This window comes from Bradyrhizobium manausense (assembly GCF_018129685.1).
GTDB lineage: Bacteria > Pseudomonadota > Alphaproteobacteria > Rhizobiales > Xanthobacteraceae > Bradyrhizobium > Bradyrhizobium manausense_D.
The window spans coordinates 1-20,990 of record NZ_JAFCLG010000032.1 but is presented as its reverse complement, the minus strand read 5'-3'; the positions used below and the strand labels follow the sequence as shown (position 1 = coordinate 20,990).

General features: G+C 62.9%; 18 protein-coding genes. 7 read left to right on the top strand and 11 right to left on the bottom strand.

The genetic code is table 11. The features are described from left to right. Nucleotides 1–73: 73 nt before the first annotated feature. The 3 genes from JQ621_RS33670 (at nucleotide 74) to JQ621_RS33660 (ending at nucleotide 3,253) form a co-directional block, all read left to right on the top strand. On the top strand, nucleotides 74–820 hold the full coding sequence (locus tag JQ621_RS33670; protein ID WP_212241374.1) for an acylneuraminate cytidylyltransferase family protein: 747 nt from the start codon (nucleotides 74–76) through the stop codon (nucleotides 818–820). Next, nucleotides 817–2,010, top strand: a complete 1,194-nt coding sequence (neuC, locus tag JQ621_RS33665) for a UDP-N-acetylglucosamine 2-epimerase (RefSeq protein WP_212241373.1) — start codon at nucleotides 817–819, stop codon at nucleotides 2,008–2,010. Before JQ621_RS33670 ends, neuC begins: the two co-directional genes overlap by 4 nt. An 88-nt stretch (nucleotides 2,011–2,098) precedes the next feature. Continuing rightward, nucleotides 2,099–3,253, top strand: a complete 1,155-nt coding sequence (locus tag JQ621_RS33660; RefSeq protein ID WP_212241372.1) for a phytanoyl-CoA dioxygenase family protein — start codon at nucleotides 2,099–2,101, stop codon at nucleotides 3,251–3,253. Between the two features lie 22 nt (nucleotides 3,254–3,275). Here JQ621_RS33660 and JQ621_RS33655 read toward each other — a convergent pair whose 3' ends face one another. Continuing rightward, nucleotides 3,276–4,070, bottom strand: a complete 795-nt coding sequence (locus tag JQ621_RS33655; RefSeq protein ID WP_212241370.1) for an FkbM family methyltransferase — start codon at nucleotides 4,068–4,070, stop codon at nucleotides 3,276–3,278. A 164-nt stretch (nucleotides 4,071–4,234) separates the two neighbouring features. On the opposite strand from JQ621_RS33655, the gene JQ621_RS33650 reads away from it, so the two are divergent. Further along, complete coding sequence (locus JQ621_RS33650; protein ID WP_212241368.1) at nucleotides 4,235–5,194, top strand: NAD-dependent epimerase/dehydratase family protein; 960 nt, start codon at nucleotides 4,235–4,237, stop codon at nucleotides 5,192–5,194. 2 nt (nucleotides 5,195–5,196) lie between these two features. On the opposite strand, the gene JQ621_RS33645 is transcribed toward JQ621_RS33650, so the two are convergent. From JQ621_RS33645 to JQ621_RS33610, 8 genes are all read right to left on the bottom strand, one after another. Beyond that, nucleotides 5,197–6,753, bottom strand: coding sequence for a hypothetical protein (locus JQ621_RS33645; RefSeq protein WP_212241367.1), 1,557 nt, complete (start codon nucleotides 6,751–6,753; stop codon nucleotides 5,197–5,199). Between the two features lie 72 nt (nucleotides 6,754–6,825). Next, complete coding sequence (locus JQ621_RS33640) at nucleotides 6,826–8,151, bottom strand: oligosaccharide flippase family protein (protein WP_212241366.1); 1,326 nt, start codon at nucleotides 8,149–8,151, stop codon at nucleotides 6,826–6,828. A gap of 62 nt (nucleotides 8,152–8,213) precedes the next feature. Continuing rightward, nucleotides 8,214–9,602 (bottom strand): hypothetical protein, encoded by a 1,389-nt coding sequence (locus tag JQ621_RS33635; protein WP_212241365.1) that lies wholly within the window; start codon nucleotides 9,600–9,602, stop codon nucleotides 8,214–8,216. Next, nucleotides 9,602–10,816, bottom strand: a complete 1,215-nt coding sequence (locus tag JQ621_RS33630) for a LegC family aminotransferase (RefSeq protein WP_249125737.1) — start codon at nucleotides 10,814–10,816, stop codon at nucleotides 9,602–9,604. Before JQ621_RS33630 ends, JQ621_RS33635 begins: the two co-directional genes overlap by 1 nt. 11 nt (nucleotides 10,817–10,827) lie before the next feature. Then, entirely contained in the window at nucleotides 10,828–11,826 is a 999-nt protein-coding gene (locus tag JQ621_RS33625; protein WP_212241363.1) for an NAD-dependent 4,6-dehydratase LegB, read from the bottom strand. A gap of 209 nt (nucleotides 11,827–12,035) precedes the next feature. Further along, the gene (locus JQ621_RS33620) at nucleotides 12,036–13,136 is read right to left on the bottom strand and encodes a DegT/DnrJ/EryC1/StrS family aminotransferase (protein ID WP_212241362.1); all 1,101 of its coding nucleotides are present in this window, start codon (nucleotides 13,134–13,136) and stop codon (nucleotides 12,036–12,038) included. Between the two features lie 3 nt (nucleotides 13,137–13,139). After that, entirely contained in the window at nucleotides 13,140–13,607 is a 468-nt protein-coding gene (locus JQ621_RS33615) for an acyltransferase (protein WP_212241361.1), read from the bottom strand. Then, a complete protein-coding gene (locus JQ621_RS33610) occupies nucleotides 13,604–14,665 on the bottom strand; it encodes a Gfo/Idh/MocA family protein (RefSeq protein ID WP_212241359.1) in 1,062 nt (353 codons plus the stop codon). The genes JQ621_RS33615 and JQ621_RS33610 overlap by 4 nt, the downstream gene beginning before the upstream one ends. A 156-nt stretch (nucleotides 14,666–14,821) precedes the next feature. Here JQ621_RS33610 and JQ621_RS33605 point away from each other — a divergent pair, with 156 nt between their 5' ends. The 3 genes from JQ621_RS33605 to JQ621_RS33595 all read left to right on the top strand — a co-directional run bounded on the left by JQ621_RS33605 (nucleotide 14,822) and on the right by JQ621_RS33595 (nucleotide 19,008). Beyond that, the gene (locus JQ621_RS33605) at nucleotides 14,822–16,171 is read left to right on the top strand and encodes a hypothetical protein (RefSeq protein ID WP_249125736.1); all 1,350 of its coding nucleotides are present in this window, start codon (nucleotides 14,822–14,824) and stop codon (nucleotides 16,169–16,171) included. A gap of 4 nt (nucleotides 16,172–16,175) precedes the next feature. Then, entirely contained in the window at nucleotides 16,176–17,354 is a 1,179-nt protein-coding gene (locus JQ621_RS33600; protein ID WP_212241357.1) for a CgeB family protein, read from the top strand. Between the two features lie 436 nt (nucleotides 17,355–17,790). Further along, on the top strand, nucleotides 17,791–19,008 hold the full coding sequence (locus tag JQ621_RS33595) for a glycosyltransferase (protein WP_212241355.1): 1,218 nt from the start codon (nucleotides 17,791–17,793) through the stop codon (nucleotides 19,006–19,008). 136 nt (nucleotides 19,009–19,144) lie between these two features. Here JQ621_RS33595 and JQ621_RS33590 read toward each other — a convergent pair whose 3' ends face one another. After that, a complete protein-coding gene (locus JQ621_RS33590) occupies nucleotides 19,145–20,659 on the bottom strand; it encodes an MATE family efflux transporter (RefSeq protein ID WP_212241353.1) in 1,515 nt (504 codons plus the stop codon). Nucleotides 20,660–20,787: 128 nt separating this feature from the next. Next, the coding region (locus tag JQ621_RS33585; RefSeq protein WP_212241351.1) for a hypothetical protein at nucleotides 20,788–20,990 on the bottom strand (203 nt) is incomplete at its 5' end.

Here is a 20,990-nt window from a genome sequence, read left to right as displayed (position 1 = left end):
CCCCGCAGGTGTCCCGCTGGACGACGAATCATGCCGATTCGCAAGGACCCCGAAGCCGGATCATCGAGAGCCAATGACGCAAACGCCTGAGATATTGTTCCTGCTGGTCGGCCGCGGTGGATCGAAGGGTCTGCCCGGCAAGAATCTGCGTGAGATTGGAGGCCTCAGCCTGACCGGTTACAAGGCAATCTCCGCGCGGCAGTCCCGGTACTGCTCGCGCCTGATCGTCTCCAGCGACAGCGCCGAGATCAGGATCGAGGCCGGGCGGCATGGCGCCGAGGTGCTGTTCGAGCGCCCGGCCGAGCTTGCGACCGATACCGCCTCCTCCAACGACGTGGTGCTGCACGCGATGGACTGGATCGAGACGCACGAGAAGCGGCGCTACGACGCGATCATGCTGCTGGAACCCTCCTCGCCCTTCGCCACGCCAGCGCATTTTGACGAGGCCGTCGAACTTTTCGCCGCGCGCAAGGCGAGCCTCGTGGTCGGCATGCGCGAGACCGAGGTCTCGTCGATCTTCGTCGGGACGCTCGGCAAGGACGGCTCCATCGGAGGCATCGTCGAGAAAATGCTGACCACGACGGCGCAGCGACGGCAGGATCAGGTGGTCGAAGTCACCATGAACGGCGCGCTCTACCTGGTCGGCTGGGACGCGATGCGCAAGCATCGCAAGATCTACGCCGATCCGTCAGCGAGTTACGGCATCATGATGGATCGCATGCATTCCATCGAGATCGAGAGTGCGGCCGACCTCGCCTATGCCTCCTACGTCATCGAGCACGGGATGCTCGATGCTTCGCCTTGGCGGCAGCGAACATGAGCGCACGCCGCCGTATCGCTGTCGTCACGGGCTCGCGCGCCGATTACGGATTGCTGCGGGGCATCCTGACGCGGCTAAAGGCGGCCGGCGACGTCGCGCTGAGCGTCATCGCCTGCGGGATGCATCTGGTGCCGCGCTTCGGCGAAACCTGGCGGGTCATCGAGGCTGACGGTTTTCAGATCGCCGCGAAAGTCGATCTCGCGCTCGCCGACGACCGCGCCGAGACCGTGGCGCGCGGCACCGGCATCGGCGTTACCGGATTTGCCGAGGTGCTGCCGAAGCTCGCCCCCGACATCCTCGTCGTGCTGGGTGATCGTTACGAAGTGTTGGCCGCCGCGGTTGCGGCAACTTTGCTCAACATCCCGATCGCCCATATTCATGGCGGTGAGATCACCGCGGGTGCATTCGACGATGCGATCCGGCACGCCATCACGAAGATGGCCTGCTTGCATTTCGTCGCTGCCGAGCCCTATCGCCAGCGCGTGATCCAGATGGGTGAGCCGCCCGATCTCGTCTTCAACGTCGGCGCGCCCGGACTTGATTTCGCAGCCGTTGCACCCAGGCTCAGCCGCGCCGATCTGTTCGCAAGCCTCGGCATCAGCGGACCGGAGCGCTTCCTGCTAGTGACGCTGCACCCGACCACCGCGCAGCCCGAGGCCGACGCAGCCAATCTTGCCGCGACGCTCGGCGCGCTCGCCGAGATCGAGGACCGCAGCATCATCTTCACCGGCGTCAACGCCGATCCTGGATATCGCGCAATCGATGACGCGATCTCGGCTTTTGTCGCGGCGCGACCCGGACGCGCTCACCTTTTTGCCTCGCTCGGCAGTGAACGCTACTGGGCCGCGCTGCGGCTCGCCGATGCCGTGGTTGGCAATTCCTCCAGCGGTATTCTGGAGGCGCCGGCCGTCGGTGTGCCCTCAATCAATATCGGCGATCGCCAGAAGGGCCGGCTGCGCGCCGCCTCGGTCATCGACTGCCCGGCCGATCCGGCTGCCGTTCTTTCAAGCCTCCAACGTGTCCTCGACGGCCGGTTCCAGCCCGATCCGGGCGTTGATCCGCCCTACGGCCGCGGCGGGGCCTCGGAGGCCATTGCCGGAACCCTTCGAAAGATCGAGCTTCGGCGCGCTTTCCCCAAGCATTTCCATGATTTAGCACCCCCACGGCAACCTTCTGGATCGGCCGTATGAGTCCCTTCCATTGTTGCCTGTGCAGCGCCCCAGGCTGTATAGATCGGCACGCTTGAGACGAACGGCGCTCGTTCCGGGAGAACGCGACATGACGACGATCGAATCACTTTCCGACGTGACGCCAGTCACGCGCGCCGTCGAGATTGGCGAACTTCCGATTCCGCCCTATCGCGGCAACACGATTCCTGCGATCGACTACGATGCGCACCCGGCTTACGGTGGCATGTTCCCGAAGCCCACCTTGCGTGAGCGGCTCTATGCGCTGAACGTTTTTGCGCGCACTTTCGCCTTCGTCACCATTCGCCGCATCGTCGATTACGACAACATGCCGCTGCTCACCAAGGAGGCCGGTTTCAGCGGCCTCAATGCGCGGACGGCGCTGCGCTACGTCTCGATGTTCGCAAGCATCCGTGCGAGCCGCGCGATCGGGTGGCTGACCGGAGCGCGTCGTCCTGCGAAGCCGGCGAACCCGGCGCTGCTCGACAAGATCAAGTCCGATGGCATCGTCTGCCTGAACCTCACGCCCGACGAGATCGAACAGATCCGCAGCGTGACCAATCCGGGCTTCGCCAAGCTCGACGAGCGCCGCGCCAACATTCCACCGGAAAAGCGCAAATTCGACGACAACGTCTATTGGTGCACGCGTTCGGCTGATCCGCAGGCGTTCACCACCGTCGAATCCATTTTCAAGCGTTATGGCATCATGGAAGCGGCGAGCGCCTATCTGGGCCGGCCAGCGGGCGTGAAGCACGTCAACGCGCAGATCAACGACCAGGACCTCGCATTCTGGAAGCGGGTATTCCCGGACACCCAGCTTGCCGACCCCTGGGGCAGCTATCTGCACATCGACGCCACCTATGGCATGCTGAAATGTGCGATCTACGTCCATGACATCGGGCCGGACGGCGGCCCATTCTGCTACATCCGCGGCAGCCAGAATGCGAAGATCGGCTGGTTCGAGGGCATGATCCGCCGCACCAACGATTTCTCCGGATTCTCCGGCCGCCGGCCCGATGCGCGCAGGAAGTTCATGGCGCTGCCGGCGTTCCTGCGCAAGAAGGCCGATTTTGGCGGCGACCTGCCCGACAATTCGCCGGAGGTGGCACGCCTGCGCGAGGGCCATTTCGCCGCAACCTCGAACTACGGCAATTGCGTGCTGTTCGACGGCAATGGCATGCATCGCGGCGGCATGGTCAACAAGGGCGAGCGCCGCTGCTTGTTCATCCTGCTCGCGGAGATCTGAGCCGAAGCTGCGCGCCGCCGGGCTACGCGCCGCGCAGCTTGCTTGGACGCTTGAGATATTCTGCGAGTTGGTCGGGAGTGAAATAGGCCGTCTGACTGCGCAGCGGACTGTCCTTGCGCACGAAAGCCAGATCAATCTGGGCCAGCGCGCCGTCGAGCGAGCGCATGTGCCCCTCCAGCACGTCATAAACCGCAAAGCCCGCGTCATCGCAAAAGCGAACGATGTCCGCGAATTGCGGAATGCCGTGCCGCATCGGCATCATTGTGGTTTCGAGGATCATGAGATCGATCTCGTTGATGCGCGTGCCGAGCCCCTTCAACACTTCGATCTCGGCCCCCTGCGTATCAATCTTCAGGAAGACCGGATGCTCCAGCACCTCGGGCAACAGCGTGTCCAGCCGTCTCATCGGCGTCTTGCGCGCCTCGCCGTCGAGTGCCTTGCCCTCAACTTGCGGGAAAATGCTCGAGCCCGAGATATCGTCGTGGACGTTGAAGGTGATCTCGCCATTCTCGGCGCCGGCGGCAACCAGAAAGTATTCGGCATTGAGCCGCTGCTTGAGCTGCTCGAGAATCGGACGGCATTCGGCCACCGGCTCGACCAGAAAATATTTGGCGCGCGGAAACGCGTCGTAGATCGGCGATGTGCCGAAAGCGATGCCGACGTCGATCACCGTCTTCATATCGAAGCCGAGCGACTTCAGATGTTTGAAGAACAGGCCAAAATTCCTGACCGGCGCATTGGTGCGCATCAGGCGCAGGCCGATAGGTTCCAGCGCGTTGTTGATGGCCTGAAACGCGGCCGAGACGAATGCCTTCATGAAACGAGCGCCGGTTGGTTAGAGCCGTGGGGAAGGATCGCGATTGCAAAATGCCTTGACGCATATGGATTTACCACAGTTTGCAATCGACTGGTCGGTTTGGTAGATCAGCCCGGCAAGCCGGTCAAGCGACCGCCCCCGTCGGTAAAGACAGCGACATCAGCATGAAAGTTCTCGTGACCGGAAGCTCCGGCTTCATTGGCCAGGCGCTGGTGCGACGGCTGCGCGCCGAGCATTGCGATGTCGTGGGGCTCGACAAGGTTCCTGCCAAGACCACCGACATCGTATGCGACATCCTCAATGCCGATGGCCTGACAAGAGCGGTGACTGGCGCCGCACCGGACGCCGTCGTCCATCTCGCCGCACGCATCGATCTCGACGAGAAGGCCGACCTGTCCGGCTACACCGCCAACATCGAGGGTGTGGAAAATCTGGTTGAGGCTGTCAGGCGGACGCCGTCCGTTCGGCGGGCGATATGGACGTCCTCGCAGCTCGTCTGCCGCGTCGGCTACGTGCCGACCAGCGACACCGATTACAAGGCCGACACCCTGTACGGAAAGAGCAAGGTGCGGACCGAAGAGATCGTCCGCAGCACGGATGGCGCCGGCCGCGAATGGTGCCTGGCGCGCCCGACCACCGTCTGGGGACCTGGCATGAGCGCGCACTACCAGCGTTTCCTGCACATGATCGAACGCGGTCGCTACTTCCACGTCGGACATGGTCCGCTCTGGAAATCCTACAGTTATATCGAGAACATCGCGTTCCAGTACTGGCGTCTCCTGAACGTGCCAGCAGAGCAGATCCACCGCCGGACGTTCTATCTCGCCGACTACACGCCGATTGATCTGATCGCATGGAGCGACGCATTTCAGCGCGCCTTCGGCTCGCGCCCGATCCCGCATTTGCCGAGCAGCGTTGCTCGAACGCTGGCGCTCTGCGGCGATGCGATCAACGCGATCGGATTGAAGCGGTTTCCATTCAACTCGTTCCGCCTCAACAATGTGCTGACGCAGTATCAGTTCGATCTCGGGCCGACCGAAGCGGTCTGTGGCCCGCTTCCCTGCACCATGGAGGAAGGCGTCGCGGCGACGGTGGCCTGGCTGCGGAACGCCTCCGCGCGTTGAGATCAGACCATCGGCCCCTCAGCCTCGAGCTTGCCGGCGTCCGCCGGTGCCCGCGCAGACAGTTTCACAAAATCAAGCAGCAGTCCGGTCGCCAGCATCGAGATCAGCACCAGCGCCGAATTGGCCAAGCCAAGAGGGCCCTGAACGGGACTGAGAAGAATGCTGGCGAGAACGAATACGAGCAGGAGCCGGGGCGTCATCAGATCGGAATGCCTGCTTCCCGCCGCGCTCCAGCCGGCCACCGCTCCCCAGAGCGCCACGTAGATCACCGCGCCGACAAGACCGAAATCGATGAAAGCCGCGGCCCAGGCGCTCGGGAAGAAGCCGTAGATAACCGCCGCCCGCTGTTCGGACTCCATGGCCGCAACCTGATCGCTGGCCGGGAAGAAAATCCGCAGCAGCGGCGACAACACACCGACTTCGTAGACCCCCCAATGGGGCGTGAATTTGTCGCGAGCCTTCCAGACCATATCGACCGTCCGCACGCCATGGGTCAGATAGAAATAGGTGCTGAGGCCGATCATGGCCGCGCGCGCCGACACACGGCTGGATTCGATCGCCGAGGTGACGTAACCGCGCGGTTCGACGTTCCATGCTTTCAGCATCATCGCCAGCACGGCGTCCGCCGAGCTTGGGCCGGCAACCGGCGGCGGGAGCGCCTGCGCCTCTGCAATCCGTGTGTTCAGCTCCGCAGCTGAGATGAGTTCAGAGGGCTTGGGCTGCGGAGCTTCCTGCGTTGCGGCCGGTCCCTGCTCCACCACAACTGTATCGCGCCTATCCTTCTCCTGCTGCAATTCAGCAATCAAAGGCGACATCCGGATGCAAAAGCTTTGCCGGGTGGACCAGATCGCACTGGAATAGACCGCAAACAATGCCACGACGATGCCGGTCTTGAGCAGAAGATGATGGCCGCGCGGCAGCAGCGTCCGTCCCTGCGCAAGCCGCACCAGCATCGCCATCGCCACCAGAACGAGAACGAACAGGATCGGCATCCGACCCGAGTAGAGCAGCGCGTAGCCGACTGGGCAAACGATGGACAGCTGCGCCGACGCTGCCGCCCATCCATTGATTTCCTCGCCCTTCAGCAGGAAAAGGACCACCGACACGAAGCCGAAGGAGAATGTCGCGTAGCCACCATAGAGCAGCGGCGTGCGCTTGATCTCGACCGTGTCGACGAGTCCCGGCGCGCAGCGCAGCAATTCGGCATAACCGATGTTGCTCACGCCGCTCAGGAGCGTCCGATCGATCGCCAGCAGCGTGATGCCGAGGATGCCGAAAAGCGAGGCGGCGACAATGACGTTGTTGAGCGTCCGGGCGGAGAGTTTCGACGAGACACTCCGGCCTGCAAACAGACGATCGAAGACCAGCTTGCCCGCTTGGTAGAACGAGAGAAAGATCGCCAGCCCAACCGCAATCAGCGTCACCACGGCCGCAGACGGCTGTCCCGGATAGTCGATCGGACCGACAGCGACGGCGAGGAGCGCCCCAAGCCAGATCACGGTCATCAGAATGGCGGGCGAAGCGAGGACGCCGAGCAAGGGGATGCGCCGCTGCTGCAAGTTACCGCTCAAAAGGCACCCGTTCTGCTGGGAACATGAGACTGCCCTGACAAGCTAAGCACGCGCGTATGCTCAGGGATAAAGCATGTCCGGGTCGGTGGGAAGACCGACGGTCTCGGTTGCACCTGGTTCTCTGAAACTTTCCCGCATCCTGTGGAAGGCAAACCCGAACAGGGAGGCGAACAGCGCGGCGCTCGCAACTCCTCCGGCAAGTGCGGCGCCGTAGATGCCGAGCACGGGGATCAGCGCCACGTTCAACGCCGTCGAGACCACCGCCGACCCGAGGTTGCAGATCAGGAGATATCTATCCGAACGCGCGGCATAGAGCGCATAAGACGGGACATCCGCCAACATGCGCAGGAATATCCCGGGCAACATGGCATAGAACACGCCGACATTTGCTGCGTAGGTGGCGAGCCCGAGCAATGTCAGCATCGGCCCCATGGCAAAGGCAGACAGGATCATGGTCGCGGAAGCCAGCGCCAGCATGGACCAGAAGAACGACCGCAGCGACGCGCGGTAGGCGTCCGGGCCCGCCGCATAGCCTGCGATGACTTTCGGCAAAAACTGATGCGATACCGAGCTGCCGAGCGACAGCAAGCCGATCAGGATCGTGGAATAGAATGTGTAGATTCCGAGCGCATCCCGGCCCACGAAGGCGTCGATCACAAAGCGGTCGACATAAGAGATCACCAGCGCCCCCGCCGCCGTCAGCATGAAGGGACGCGCGACAGAGAGGCCGGCACGGATATTCCCGAGATCCGGCCGGTAGCGCCTGAGCTCCCGCCAGGGCAGTTCGGAGAGCGAAAACGCGGAAAAGGCGATCGACAACACCCCGCCCAAAGCCCACGAGATCAGAACCGTCTCGAGCATCCGCGTCGACGGCACCGCGAACATCAGCACGGCGATCACATACACCCAGATTCCACCGCGCAGGAACACGCCGATATAGGCGCGAACCGGCCGCCAGGTGATGATCAGAATTCGCGTCGCCTCCAGCGAAACATGCTCGGTTACGAGGATCAGGATGAACCACGGCGCAAGGCGCGCCGGAAAGGAGCCCGTGGCAATCGCGCCCGCCACCACGATGCCGATCGCGAGCAGCGCCACCGCGCCAAGCGCCATCTGGTCGGCAATGATGCGCGCGCGTTGCTCGGGGCTCGCCGGCACCAGCTCGCGCAGGGTGTAGGAATAGAACTCCAGACCGACCATGAGCAGCGCGAAGGCAAGCGCCGCGGTCAGCAGGCCATATTGTCCCATCTCCGCCGGCGACAACATGCGCGCCAGCAGCAGCGACAGCAGAAAGCGGCTTGCCAGCGTCAGCGCGCGCAGCACCAGCGCCGCGACCGTGCCGGCAACCGCCGGACGCGTCACGAGATCAAGCAGACGAGGTCGCATCGCGCTGTTTCCATCTCCGCCGGACGACGACATCGGTTGCAAGTGCGTTCCCCGCGGGATCGTCAAGCGACGGCCTTGCAGGACTTCATGAATTGCGGCAGGTGCGCGTTCAACGAACGCGCCAGCGGCTCGACTGAAGCCCGCACGGCCTCGTTCTCGGGATCGAACTTGCGCCAGCCGAAATAGTCGCCCTCGACGCTGATCGACGCCAGGTGCCGCATGATTGCGCGACGCGTCGTGGCGAGATCGTCAGGCGGTTGCCATTTTGCAAGCCGCTCGGCGAGACCGTCGATCTCGCTTGTGTCGCGGACATGCAGGAAGTGCTGCTCGGTTGCGTAGTAAGGCTCGGTCGCGACGGAAATCAACCCGGCGAGCGCCGCCTGAAAGCCGATGGTCCCGGTGAACGTGACCGACACCGCGCACTTCCCGATCAGCAGATTCGCAGGCACGTCGTAAGGCACCAGCACCACGGCCGGCAGCTTCGCCAGCCGCTCGAACAGCTCGCGCTGCCGAAACCCGAATTGCAGCGGATGATCCTTGACGAAGATGCGGTAGCCTGCACGGCCGAGCACCTCGCAATAGCGCACCAGGACGTCGTCATGCGCGAGCATGCCCGGCTGCTCGAGCCAGTAGTCCATCGAAGCTTCGGGGAAGAGCTGAAGCCCGAGGAATACCCGGCGCTCGCGCTCGACTTCGGAAAGCCGCTTGTCCCAGCCGTGATCGAGCAACCCGAGCACGGCGACGTCGCGCATGCGCACCTTGTGCTTCAGCCGCTTCAGCGCGTCGAGATAGTGGCAGTTGTAGCGATCGCGCTTGAGGAACCGCCAGATGTTGAAGTAAGCCCCGCGCAGCGCATAGTAGCCGAAGATCCGCCAGAACCTGGCGAGCGAAAAACGCTTGGCGTCTCGCACATAGGCCGGCGCGAAATCTTCCCTGCAGAGCTGGCCGACTGCGGCATCGATGTCCTCCGCAGACGGCTCGCGCAACCAGACCGGCTTTCCCCGGCGCATCAGCATGACCTGATCCGGGATGATCGAGGTCGTCATCTCCAGGAAGTCGATGCCACGCCGCCGCGCGATGCGCTCCATCACGTCCATGACGTAGCGATCGATGGTGAATGTCATGACCAGTCCGGGGGCAAGCTTGTCAAAAGCCTGCTCGATCGCCTGGGCCATGCCGCCGATCATCCTCAGCGCGAGATCGCGATCGAGGCTCCTGAGCACGCGACAGCGCTGGATGATGTCGGCACATCCGTCCTGGCCGAACCGGTCGAGTGCCGCGGCAGCCGCATCGCCCCCGTCGACGAAACGATAGAAATCGTCGACCAGCGAATAGTCGCCGTCATCGCGCAGATCGCTGAGCACGACGGCGTCGGCAAACTCCATGCGCGAGGCCAGGTACTTCCACCAGGCCGTCGTGCTGTGAATCGTGAAGAAAACGATACGGGGCATCAGCGCTCGTTCGCGCTTTCCGCCAGAAACGGACTGCTCGGCAGGTTGAGGCAGCGGGTATTCATGTCCTCGGCGACAGGGAGCGCCGCGCGCGGACAGTCGCGGTACATCGGCAACAGGTGCATCGGCGTCCATAGCGGGCGTGCACGAATGCCGTGGCCGTGCAGGGCCTGCAGCAAGCGGTCGCGCTCGGAGGCGAATTCGCGGTCGAGCACCAGCGTATTGAGCCAATAATTGCTCTCGGACCCCTTCGGCTCGCGATAGATGCGCGCCCAGGGAAAATCGCGGAAGGCATCGAGATAGCGCTGAGCGAGGACACGCTTGGCCGCGACCATTCCCCCCAGCCGCTCCATCTGCGCGCAGCCGAGCGCGGCATTGATGTTGGGCAGGCGGTAGTTGTACGCGATCTCGTCATGCTCGAACGCCCAGGCGTGGGCCTTCTTTGCCGTCGACGTGAAATGCCGGGCGTGGCGGGCATGAGCCTCGTCGTCGGTCACGATCATGCCGCCGCCGCCCGTCGTGACGATCTTGTTGCCATTGAAGCTCAGCACCGCGGAATGGCCGAAAGTGCCGCAGGCCTTGCCGTGCAGGCGCGAGCCCAGCGACTCGGTCGCATCCTCGACGATGACGAGGCCGTAGCGGGCCGCAACCGCGCCGAGCGCAGCCATGTCGACGGGATGCCCGAAAATGTGCACGGGAACGACGGCGCGAAGCCGGCGCCCCGTGTGCCTGTTCACCCAGGCTCCGTTCTGCTGCACGGCGATTGCATCGAGATGGGCCTCGAGCGCACGCGGGTCGAGCCCCAGCGTGTCCCAGGTCGAGTCGACGAAGTGAGGCACCGCGCCGGCATGGCTGATCGCGTTGGCGGTGGCGACGAAGGTGATCGAAGGCAGCAGCACCTCGTCGTCAGGCTCGACGCCCTCCAGCACCAACGCCGCGTGCAGCGCCGCGGTGCCGTTGACGATCGCAACCGCGTGGCGCGAGCCGGTCGCCTCCGCCACCATTTCCTCGAAACGTGTGACGTATTTGCCGGCCGACGACACCCAGTTGGTGTCGATGCAGTCGAGCACCAGCTCGCGCTCGCGATCGCCGAACCGCGGCTCGTGCAGTTCGACCGGACGCGGGGCTGAGCCGAGCACGGCATCGACGGCGTCGAGCACCGGCTTGACGTCAAGCACGGCGGGACGGTTCGGGCTCGCTTGGGCGAAGGACATGCTCATGGTGCTCACAACGTGTAGGTATTGACGCGATAGCGGGCCAGATTGTCCTGCCCGGTGAACCAGGCGATGGTCTGTTCAAGACCCTTGCGAAGGCCGTCGACGCCGCCGAAACGCGGCGACCAGCCCAGCAGCTTCTGCGCCTTGGCGTTGGAGGCCCATAGCCGCTCGACCTCGCTGCGCTCGGGGCGCACGCGAACGTCGTCATGCTCGATCTCGATCTGGACGCCCATCAGCTCGGCGATCAGGTTCGCGGTGTCGCCGACCGAGATCTCGAACCCGCTGCCGATATTAATGACCTCGCCAATGCCGGCCTTGGAGTCGAGTGCCGCCAGGAAGCCGCCGACAGTGTCAGCGACGAAGTTGAAGTCGCGGGTCGGATGGATGCTGCCGAGCTTGATCTTGCGCGCGCCTGCCGCGATCTGGGTGATGATGGTCGGGATCACCGCGCGGGCCGATTGCCGCGGGCCGTACGTGTTGAAGGGCCGCACCAAGGTCACCGGCGTGCCGAATGAGCGCTCGAATGATAACGCAAGCTGGTCGGCGCCGATCTTGGTCGCGGAGTAAGGCGACTGGCCCTGCAGCGGGTGCTCCTCGGTGATCGGAACGAATTGCGCGGTGCCGTAGACCTCGCTGGTCGAGGTATGGATGACCTTTTCGACGCCGAGATCGCGCGCTGCCTGCAGAACGTTGAGGGTGCCGCGGATGTTGGCTTCCACATAGGTGTCGGGCGAGTGATACGAATAGGGAATGGCAATCAGCGCGGCGAGATGCAGCACCGCATCGCATCCCTTCATCGCCGTGCGCACGCCGTTGGGGTCGCAAACATTGCCCGCGAAGACGTCGAACTCCTTGCGGATCTCGGGCGGCGAGGAATCGAGCCAGCCATACGAACCCGCGCTGTTGTAGTGCACGAACGTGCGCACTGCGACATTGCGTCGGACCAGCTCTTCCGCAAGGTGCGATCCGATGAACCCACCCGCACCCGTCAAAAGTACTTTTCGCAAAGTTCCGGTTCCCCTCTGGCCAGGCCGCTCAACCTGCCTGCCGACCTGACACGGCCGCTTCTAAACATTCCCGCCGCCGGAGGCCAGTTTTGAATGCACGGCAGGCCCGCAATGGGCTCGGCCCCCCGGGGCGAAATACAACCCCGCGTGGCGCACAAGCCTTTGAGAAAAATCAACAAATCCCGTGCGCGACAAGCCCGCCGCCTGGGCTATGCAAATTCGCGCACGAGCCGGATCACGCTCTCCTGCTGCGCCGGCGTGATTTCGGCAAAAATCGGCAGCGACAGGATGCTAGTCTGGTCCCGATATGCATGCGGAAATTCCGCCACGGTATGACCGAAGCGCGCATAGGCCTGCAGCAGCGGCAGCGCGGTCGGATAGTTGATTGCTGTCTGCACGCCATTGCCGTTGAGGTGAGCGGCCAGCGCATCGCGTCGCGGATGCCGGATGGTATAGAGGTGATAGACGTGATCGCGACCGGGCGCGACCTGCGGTACGCTCACCCCCTCGATCTGGTTGAGGCCGGAATCGTAGACCGCGGCCGCACGCTGCCGCGCCTCGGTCCAGGCCGCCAGATGCGGAAGCTTTGCCGACAGGATCGCTGCCTGCATGCCGTCGAGCCGGCTGTTGACGCCCTCGATCTCGTGTTGATGCTTCACGAGGCCGCCATGACGCGCGAGCCGTGTCATGTGCTCGGCGAGCCCGGCGTCATTGGTGACGACGGCGCCGGCATCGCCCATCGCGCCGAGATTCTTGCCCGGATAAAACGAGTAGGTTGCGGCCGCGCCGAACGTTCCGACCATCTGCCCCTTGTAGCGGGCCAGATGCGCCTGGGCGCAATCCTCGATCACCCACAAGCCGTGCTTGTTCGCGATTCTCATGATCGCGTCCATGTCGGCAGGCTGACCATAGAGGTGCACCGGGATGATGCCGACGGTGCGCGGCGTGATCGCGGCCTCGATCGCCGCGGGATCGATCGTAAACGTCACGCCATCGGTGTCGCAAAACTTCACGACGGCGCCGGCATGGGTGATCATCGCCGAGGTCGATATCCAGGAATGCGCCGTCGTGATCACCTCATCGCCCGGCTTCACCTTGAGCGCGGCCATCGCCAGATAGAGCGCGTCCGTCCCGTTGGCGCAGGAGACGCAATGCTTGACCGATGCGGCCCTGGCAAAGTCGCGTTCGAACGCATCGACAAACGGGCCGCGGATAAAGGCGTTGTCGCGGATGACGGCCGCAATCGCAGCGTCGATCTCGCCCTTGATGTTCTGGTACTGGAGCTGGAGATCAGCGAAGGGTACTGCCATCAGTCACTTCCGCAAGGTCAATAGGCGCGCAGGATTGCCGGCATAGGTTCCGGCCACGGCGATATCCCTGGTCACCACCGAGCCCGCGCCGATCACGACGTCGTCCACGATCGTGACCGGCATGATCGTGGCATTCGAGCCGATCGACACCCTGTTGCCGATCCTGGTCTCACGCCACAATTCCTTGCGACCGCGCGCCGGACCGCCGCCCGCAAAGGTGTCGTTGATGAACATCACGCCGTGGCCGATGAAGCAGTCCTCGCCTATGCTGACAAGCTCGCAGACGAAACTGTGCGATTGCACGCGTGTGCGGGCGCCGACGACGACATCCTTCTGGATCTCGGTAAACGGCCCGATGAAGCAGCCATCGCCGATCGTGCAACCGTAGAGGTTGCAGGGTTCGACGACCTTGACGCCAATGCCGAAGTTGACGTCCCGTATCCCGACCTGATGGCGCTCCGGGCCGCTCACGAGGCAATGCCCAGACGGCTGCGGCGCGGCACGAAGTGAAGCGGCACCTCCTGCCCGGTCTCGATCGATTCGTAGAGCGCCGAGATCAATTCCAGGCTCTTGCGGCCCTGAAGCCCGTCGACCAAAGCAGCACCGCGGTCAGCGAGACACTCGATCACATGCTGATAATAGGCCTGATGGCCGAAGCCATAGACGTTCGGCGGGTTGACCGAAAACTTTTCGATCACCTCCTTGTCCGACGGCAGCTCGTTGACGAAACGCCAGTGGCGGATGTGGTTCATGGCGAAGCCGCCGACCTCGACCGTTCCCTTCTCACCCAGGATCGAGAGCGAGCCCTCGAGATCAGCCGGACGCACCGCGGTCGTGGCCTCGATGATTCCCAGTGCCCCATTGCGGAACTTCAGCGTTGCAACCGCCGTGTCCTCGGTCTCGATCTTCACCAACGCGGTCGCGCTGCGCGCATGGACGCTGACCACGTCGCCGAAGAACCACTCCAGCATGTCGATGTGATGGCTGGCCTGGTTGGTCAGCACGCCGCCGTCCTGCGCCCAGGTCCCTCGCCAGGCGTCTTGATTGTAATAGGCCTGGTCCCGGCACCACCGCACGCGGACGGTGCCGAGCACGAGCTTTCCAAAGCGGCCGGCATCGAGCGCCTCGCGCGCCTTGACGATCGGCACGTTGAAGCGGTTCTGCTTGACGACGAAGAGCTTGACGCCGGCCTCGTCGCAGGCCCGGATCATGTCGTCGGCGTCCTGCAGCCGCAGCGCCATAGGCTTTTCGACCACCACATGCTTGCCCGCGCGCGCGCAGGCAATCGCATGCTGCGGGTGCATCCCGCTCGGCGTGAGGACCGCGACGGCGTCAATGTCGTCGCGCGCGAGCATCTCGTTGAGATCGGCATACGCGGACACATTGAACCTCGCGGCGATCGCATCCGCCCGCGCACGATCGGAATCGCACACCGCAACCAGGCGAGCGCCTTCGATAATACCGCCGCCGAGGAGCTCGGAGTGGCGTTTGGCGATACGCCCGCATCCGAGCAGGCCGAACCTAACCATGAGACCTCGATCTTTCCCCTCGATGGGCTCGTGACGAAAGGTTCTGAGCGCACCGGTCAGGCTGACCTATATTAACAAAAGCCCGAATAAATCAAGGTTTTAGACCGTCCAATATCCCCATTCGGGCGTGCCTCAGACATTGCTTGGGTTCCTCGAATGGGATATCCGAACCGCCACATGGTGCCCCCCACGGACTTCACGGACCACAGCGCTGCGGACGGATTTCGTTTGCGCGGCAACAATCGCGGCATAGCGCTGCTCATCCTGTGCCACCTGGCCCTGGGCAGCATCTCGCTGATCTGCGTCGCGCGCATCTACCCGATCTACTACATTGTCTTCGACAACGAGCGGCTACCCGCGGCGATTGCCACGGTCGCAGCGTTCGCCGTCGTGACCATCTTGTTCGTCCGCGCCCGCTTCAGCATCGGCTTTTTTGCCGGCTACTACCTCTTCGTCATGGTTGCCGGCTATCTCTGGCTGAACACCTTCACCGAGCTCGATTACAACCATCGCCTGAGCGGCCTTTCGGCTGCAGCCTCCGCCGTGGCATTCCTGTTGCCCGCACTCTACCAGCCAAGCCTGCCGCGATTGCTGACATTGTCCCCGCAGGCTTTCGAGCGGCTATTGGGCTGCATCGTCCTGATCGGGGCCGCCGCGGCGGCGATCGGGGCGTATTACAACTTCAGGCTCGTCTCGCTTGGAGACATCTACACGTATCGCGACGCTTTGACCGCGCCGACGCTGGTGAACTATTTGGTTGGGGTCGCAACGACGGCCCTCTTGCCCTTCGCGTTCGCATGCTACGCGGTGCATGGAAAACTCTGGCGGGCCGGCACGGTCCTCATCCTGCTGTTGCTGTTTTTTCCGGTCACATTGAGCAAGCAGGCTTTCTTTACCCCGGCATGGCTCGTCCTCATGTTCGTGGCGACGCGGTTCATCGGCTTGCGGCTCACCGTCATCCTGTCCCTCCTGCTCCCGACTGCCGCGGGTGTGGTCCTGTTCGCCCTTTACCAGTACGGCCTATTGCCCGAGCGGTTTGCGATGCCGGTCTTCCAACTGGTGAACCTTCGCATGGTGGCCATACCCTCGCTTGCGATGGACTATTACAACGCGTTCTTTTTCACCCACGATCTGACGCACTTCTGTCAGATCAGCTATTTGAAGCCCCTCATGCCTTGCCCCTATCGGGAACCGCTGGCAGTCGTCATTTACAATTGGTTTGGCATCGGCGGCTACATGAACGCCTCGCTCTTCGCCACCGAAGGCATTGCATCGGTCGGCCCGCTGCTTGCCCCGATCTCTGCACTCGTATGCGGCATCGTCATCGCCGTCGCCAACGGCATGTCCGCAGGCGCATCCCAGCGCATTGTTCTCGTATCCGCGGCACTGTTGCCGCAGACCCTGCTGAACGTGCCGTTCACGACTGTGATGCTGACTCATGGAGCCGTCGTGCTGTTTCTCCTGTGGTACGTGATGCCGCGAGACACAAGCGAACGAGCAGATTGACGCGATGCGTGTCCTCATCCTCAACGCCGACTATCCGCGCTTCCTGACCTGGCTGTACCGCCGCACGCCCGATCTTGCCGGCGCGGCTTACGCGACGCAGATGGCGGCGCGCAATGCCAGCCTGTTCGGCGTTGCCGATTTCTACTCGCGCAACTTCGCGGCCGCTGGGCATGTCGCCGCCGACATTCACGTCAACAATCCCTGGATGCGCGCAGCTTGGGCGCGCGAACACGGGCTTGCTTTCGAACAGCCCCCGGAGCCGGGCAACGAGGCGCAACGGCGAGCGATCCCCGGCTCGCTTCAACGCATGATCGCGCCATTCAAGCCGATCCTCAGGCCACTGGCACGAAAAGTGGGCTTGAGCCCACGGCTCGATGCGCAGGCGGAAGAGATCCTGCTTGCGCAGATCGAGGACTTCAAGCCGGACCTCGTCCTGAACCAGGACGTCTTCCATGTCGACGCGCGCCTGGCGCGGCGGATCAAGGGCCTCGGGCGGCCGACACTGATCGGACAGGTCGGCATTGTCCCCTCGCGCGGCGAGGATTGGTCGGCCTATGATCTGATGATCTCGCAGCTTCTCCGGGTCGTTGAGTCCTTCCGCGGCGTTGGCGTCAGGTCCGAGGTGGTTCATCTGGCCTTCGAACCTGAGATCCTCGAGCGTCTTCCGCCCGCGCCCGAGCGCAGCATCGACATCTCCTTCGTCGGGGCGGTGTCGGCGGATCACCAGCAGCGGGTCGCACAGCTTGAAGCGGTGGCGCGGAAATACGACCTGAAGCTCTATGGCAGCGGCCTGCAGAACCTACCCGCATCGTCGCCGCTGCACCGCTGCTATCAAGGCGAGGTCTGGGGCGTGGAGATGTACCAGGCGCTACGGGCCTCGCGCCTGACGCTCAATTCGCACATCGACCAGGCCGGCCGCGAGGCCGGCAACGCGCGGCTGTTCGAGGCGACCGGCGCCGGCACGTTCCTGCTGACCGACTTCAAGGACAACCTTCACACACTGTTCGATATCGGCAGCGAGGTCGCGGCTTGGCACACGGCCGACGACTGTCTCACGCTGATCGATCGCTATCTTGGGAACGAAGACGAGCGCTGCGCAATTGCTGCCGCAGGACAGGCGCGGACACTTTCGACCCATACATTCAGGCGGCGGATCGAGGACATTCTTCGATTTGTGAGCTGAAAGTCGCGAGTCCTCCGCCCTTGACGGTACGAATCAAAATAGCCAAAGTGCCTGCGCTTGATAGACGCCATGTCACTTCAATGGCGCCTTTTTTATTTAAGGGCCCGGATGGCACACGTCGATCATTTCAGATTCGGCGAGCAACCTTACCTAGATCATTCTCTCCAAGTGCGTATCCAGCGGATCAAGTGCCGAACGCTTCAATTCGCGCTGGATCGCACAACCTCAAAGCGTCGAAAGTCAGCTCGAGCATTCGCGTGAATGACATACTCATGGACGAGGAGGATCGCTTGACGAAGTGGTCTGCCTACGAATCACACCGAACGTACCGCGGGTGTCCGTTCAGAGTCGGCACGACGTCGGACTCCGGCGGGTTTCGATCGGCCAGCCGCTGCGCCTTGCTGCCGAAGCCAGAAACACGAGTGGGCGCTGAACGATGAAACGCTATCACATTGGCGTGTTCCTCGAACTTCCGCTCGACGTCGGCGGCGGTTTCCAGCAGTCGCTCACCGACATCATGTGGATGCACGACTGGGGCAGAACCGTCGGCCTGGAGGTCACCGTATTCACGACGCTGCGCGATAACGTTGCGATCCTTGCCGAACTCGGCATCACCAGCGTGTATCTGAAACTCAACTGGCTCGACCGCCTGTTCTTGTTCCTCAAATACCTGGGACCGTTCGATCTCCTGCAATACGGCCTGCGCGCCTGCGCGCCGTTCGAGAAAAAGCTGCGGAACGCCGGCGTCGATATCGTCTACTTCACCACCACCTCCAACTGGAATCTGGTGCTCTACAAGCTGCCCTTCATCATCACGATCTTCGACGGCTGCCACCGTGATAGCCCGGAATTCGACGAAGTACGCGAATTCGCCCAGTTCGAGCGACGGGAAATCGTTTGGCGCAGCGCTTGCACCAAAGCCGCCCTTGTCATCACGAACGCCGAGGAGATCATCGATAAATTATGTTTTCGTTATGCGATGACGCGGGACCGCGCCGTCTGCATTCCTCTTTCGCCATCACCTTACGTCACCCGGGCGAACGCGGACGAGGCAACACGGGAACAGGATTCTGCGATTTTGAGCAGATACGGCCTGGAGCCAGGCTATCTGTTTTACCCTGCACAGTTTTGGTCGCATAAGAACCATGCGACCATCCTGCTCGCCATGCGCCTGCTGAGAGATCAAGGGCACAAGCATAAGCTGGTGCTGTGCGGCTCCGATCCTGGTGCACGATCCACTTTCGAGGCACTTGTCGCCCAGCACAAGCTTGAAGATTCCGTCCGTATCCTTGGCTTCGTCCCCTCCACGGAGCTTGCTGCCCTCTATCGCGCTGCAAATGCCTTGGTGATGGCTACCTATTTTGGTCCGACCAACCTCCCCCCCTTGGAAGCCTGGGCGGTCGGAACGCCCGTCATCTATCCGGAAGCATTGGCGGCGCAAGCCGGCGACGCAGCGATTCTATTCGACTACGATGATCCTGCATCGCTGGCCAGGGCCATCGTCAAGGTCGGCTCGGCCGAGGAGCGCTCCCGGCTCGCCGCCGCCGGCAAGGAGCGGCTCGCCTATTTCGCCGAACGGATCGACGAGGGACATCGCCAGCTGGCCAGGCATCTGATGCGGCTGCGATACCGCCGCTACCCCCAGATCTACTGACGCCCGCGCGAGCGACAAGGACCGTGGGCCGGATGCGCTGAAGCGCGATGAGATTTGGATGAATCGTCATCGCGCTTTGGATTGTTGTTTGCGCATGATCGTTCCGGAAAACCGCTTCGCACTTTTCCGGATCATGCTAGTTCGGCACCGCCGCCAGCACCCGCGCACGCACCCGCTGCATCAGAAGCGGACTGGCCGCGATGGCGGCGACCACGAGCCAGATCGTGCACTCGGCCAGGAAACGCAGCAGCCCTGCTCCCGGCACGATATCCCGGATCGCGGATCCGAGACCCCATCCGCCGAGGATGATCGTGGCCATGGTCGCGACCAGGACCAGCATGTGGCGGACCGGATGGGACAGCGTCTGGCGCACGATCGCGAGCGTCAGGATTCCGAACTGGGTCAGGTCGCTTGCGACGATCGCGATTGCGGCACCGAGCGGACCGAGCCGGGGAATCAGCACCGCCGACAGAACCAGGAAAACGCCTAACTGTACGCCCTTGGTCCGCACCAGAAGGTCTCCGCGATTGCTGTGGTTGGCGAAGCCGAGGGCCATCAGGGAAGGCGCGACGACTGCCGAACCTATCAGCAGCGTGACGGCGAGTGCGGCATCGTCGGGAATGCTGCCATGCGTCCACAATGCAAAGAAGTCCGACCAGAACGGCAACAGCCCGCCAACGATCAGGCTGGCCATCGCGGTGATGAACAGCGATCCGTAGGCATAGAGGCCGCGCAACCGCACCATGTCGCCGATCGCAAAATCGTGGCCGAGCTCCGCGCCGATCGGCAATGTCATCTGGATGCAGATGCCGCGCAGGAAGCTCGAGATCACGCGGATCAAGCCCCATTGCGCCACCGCCACGCGATCGGCAACCATCGCGCTCACCAGCAGCATCGGCGCATTGGCGAGTGCGATCTCCGTCAGATTGGCAACGGCGAATGGCAGCGCAAGACGGAATTGCCCGGCAGTCCATCGAAACGACGCGACCGCGCGTCTACGCTTCAGGAATGGCAGCTGGCGCGGGGCGTCGTAGACGACCAGGAACAGCGCGAACAGGATCTGCGTGGCGACGAAGGTGACGGCGACCGCAAGCAGGCTGCCGAGCCATGCGACCGCGATGAGCTGCCCGATTTGTCCGACCAGCAGCGCGACATTCTGCGACCACACCGCGCGGCTGTATTTGCCGCGCACGCGATAGAGCCCGGAGACGAGGTTGGCCGGAAGAGCGAGCAGCGTGCCGACGGTCATGACGATCATCGCGACGTCGAAGCCCTGCGTGTCGTGAAATCCGAGGACTGCCGCCGGCGGAAACAGCTCGGTAGCCGCAATCAGCAGGACGCCGAGCCCGACGACGATCGCCAAATAGAGCCGCATCATGCGCGCGTAGAAAGTCGCCGTACGTCCGTCGCAATCGACGCAGGCCTTGAACGCGAGAAAGCGGTTGATGGCGCGAAGCTGCAGGCCGGCATCGGCGACGACGACGAGGCTTCCGGCCGCATAGAGCGCGAGCCAGGCCGCGAGCAGATCGCCGGTCCAGAAATGCAAAAACGCCGGAATCAAAACGAGCTGCTGGGTCAGGCCAAGCAGCATCTGGACCACATTCGCAGACCAGCCATGAATGAGGCGGCGAAGGCGGCCGGTGGCGTTCATGCGGCGCTCAAGCTGCATATCAACGATAAATCAAAGACATAGCTTGGCCACCCGTTGGTCATCACAGGTGGATAGGGGCAACAACCACGTCTGCAGACCATCAACCCAACATCGGCCCCCAAGAGAGGTCAGACTATAATGAAGTGTCCTGTCGGGTCGACAAAATGAAATCCCGGATCGGCGTGGTCTGTACTGCCGCCGGTCAGGTCCTGCGCCGGGGAGGATGCGGCAACAACAGAGATTTGCGTAACATTGTGATTGTTGTTGGCCTCGTTGCTCTCCGAAATCGCATTATTGTAGTCGGCGAGTCCGCCGATGTAATACGTGCCGG

Coding starts and splice junctions, on each gene's coding strand:
- JQ621_RS33670 (WP_212241374.1), top strand. CDS start 74: ATGACGCAAACGCCTGAGATATTGTTCCTGCTGGTCGGCCGCGGTGGA.
- neuC (WP_212241373.1), top strand. CDS start 817: ATGAGCGCACGCCGCCGTATCGCTGTCGTCACGGGCTCGCGCGCCGAT.
- JQ621_RS33660 (WP_212241372.1), top strand. CDS start 2,099: ATGACGACGATCGAATCACTTTCCGACGTGACGCCAGTCACGCGCGCC.
- JQ621_RS33655 (WP_212241370.1), bottom strand. CDS start 4,070: ATGAAGGCATTCGTCTCGGCCGCGTTTCAGGCCATCAACAACGCGCTG.
- JQ621_RS33650 (WP_212241368.1), top strand. CDS start 4,235: ATGAAAGTTCTCGTGACCGGAAGCTCCGGCTTCATTGGCCAGGCGCTG.
- JQ621_RS33640 (WP_212241366.1), bottom strand. CDS start 8,151: ATGCGACCTCGTCTGCTTGATCTCGTGACGCGTCCGGCGGTTGCCGGC.
- JQ621_RS33635 (WP_212241365.1), bottom strand. CDS start 9,602: ATGCCCCGTATCGTTTTCTTCACGATTCACAGCACGACGGCCTGGTGG.
- JQ621_RS33630 (WP_249125737.1), bottom strand. CDS start 10,816: ATGTCCTTCGCCCAAGCGAGCCCGAACCGTCCCGCCGTGCTTGACGTC.
- JQ621_RS33620 (WP_212241362.1), bottom strand. CDS start 13,136: ATGGCAGTACCCTTCGCTGATCTCCAGCTCCAGTACCAGAACATCAAG.
- JQ621_RS33610 (WP_212241359.1), bottom strand. CDS start 14,665: ATGGTTAGGTTCGGCCTGCTCGGATGCGGGCGTATCGCCAAACGCCAC.
- JQ621_RS33605 (WP_249125736.1), top strand. CDS start 14,822: ATGGGATATCCGAACCGCCACATGGTGCCCCCCACGGACTTCACGGAC.
- JQ621_RS33600 (WP_212241357.1), top strand. CDS start 16,176: ATGCGTGTCCTCATCCTCAACGCCGACTATCCGCGCTTCCTGACCTGG.
- JQ621_RS33595 (WP_212241355.1), top strand. CDS start 17,791: ATGAAACGCTATCACATTGGCGTGTTCCTCGAACTTCCGCTCGACGTC.
- JQ621_RS33590 (WP_212241353.1), bottom strand. CDS start 20,659: ATGAACGCCACCGGCCGCCTTCGCCGCCTCATTCATGGCTGGTCTGCG.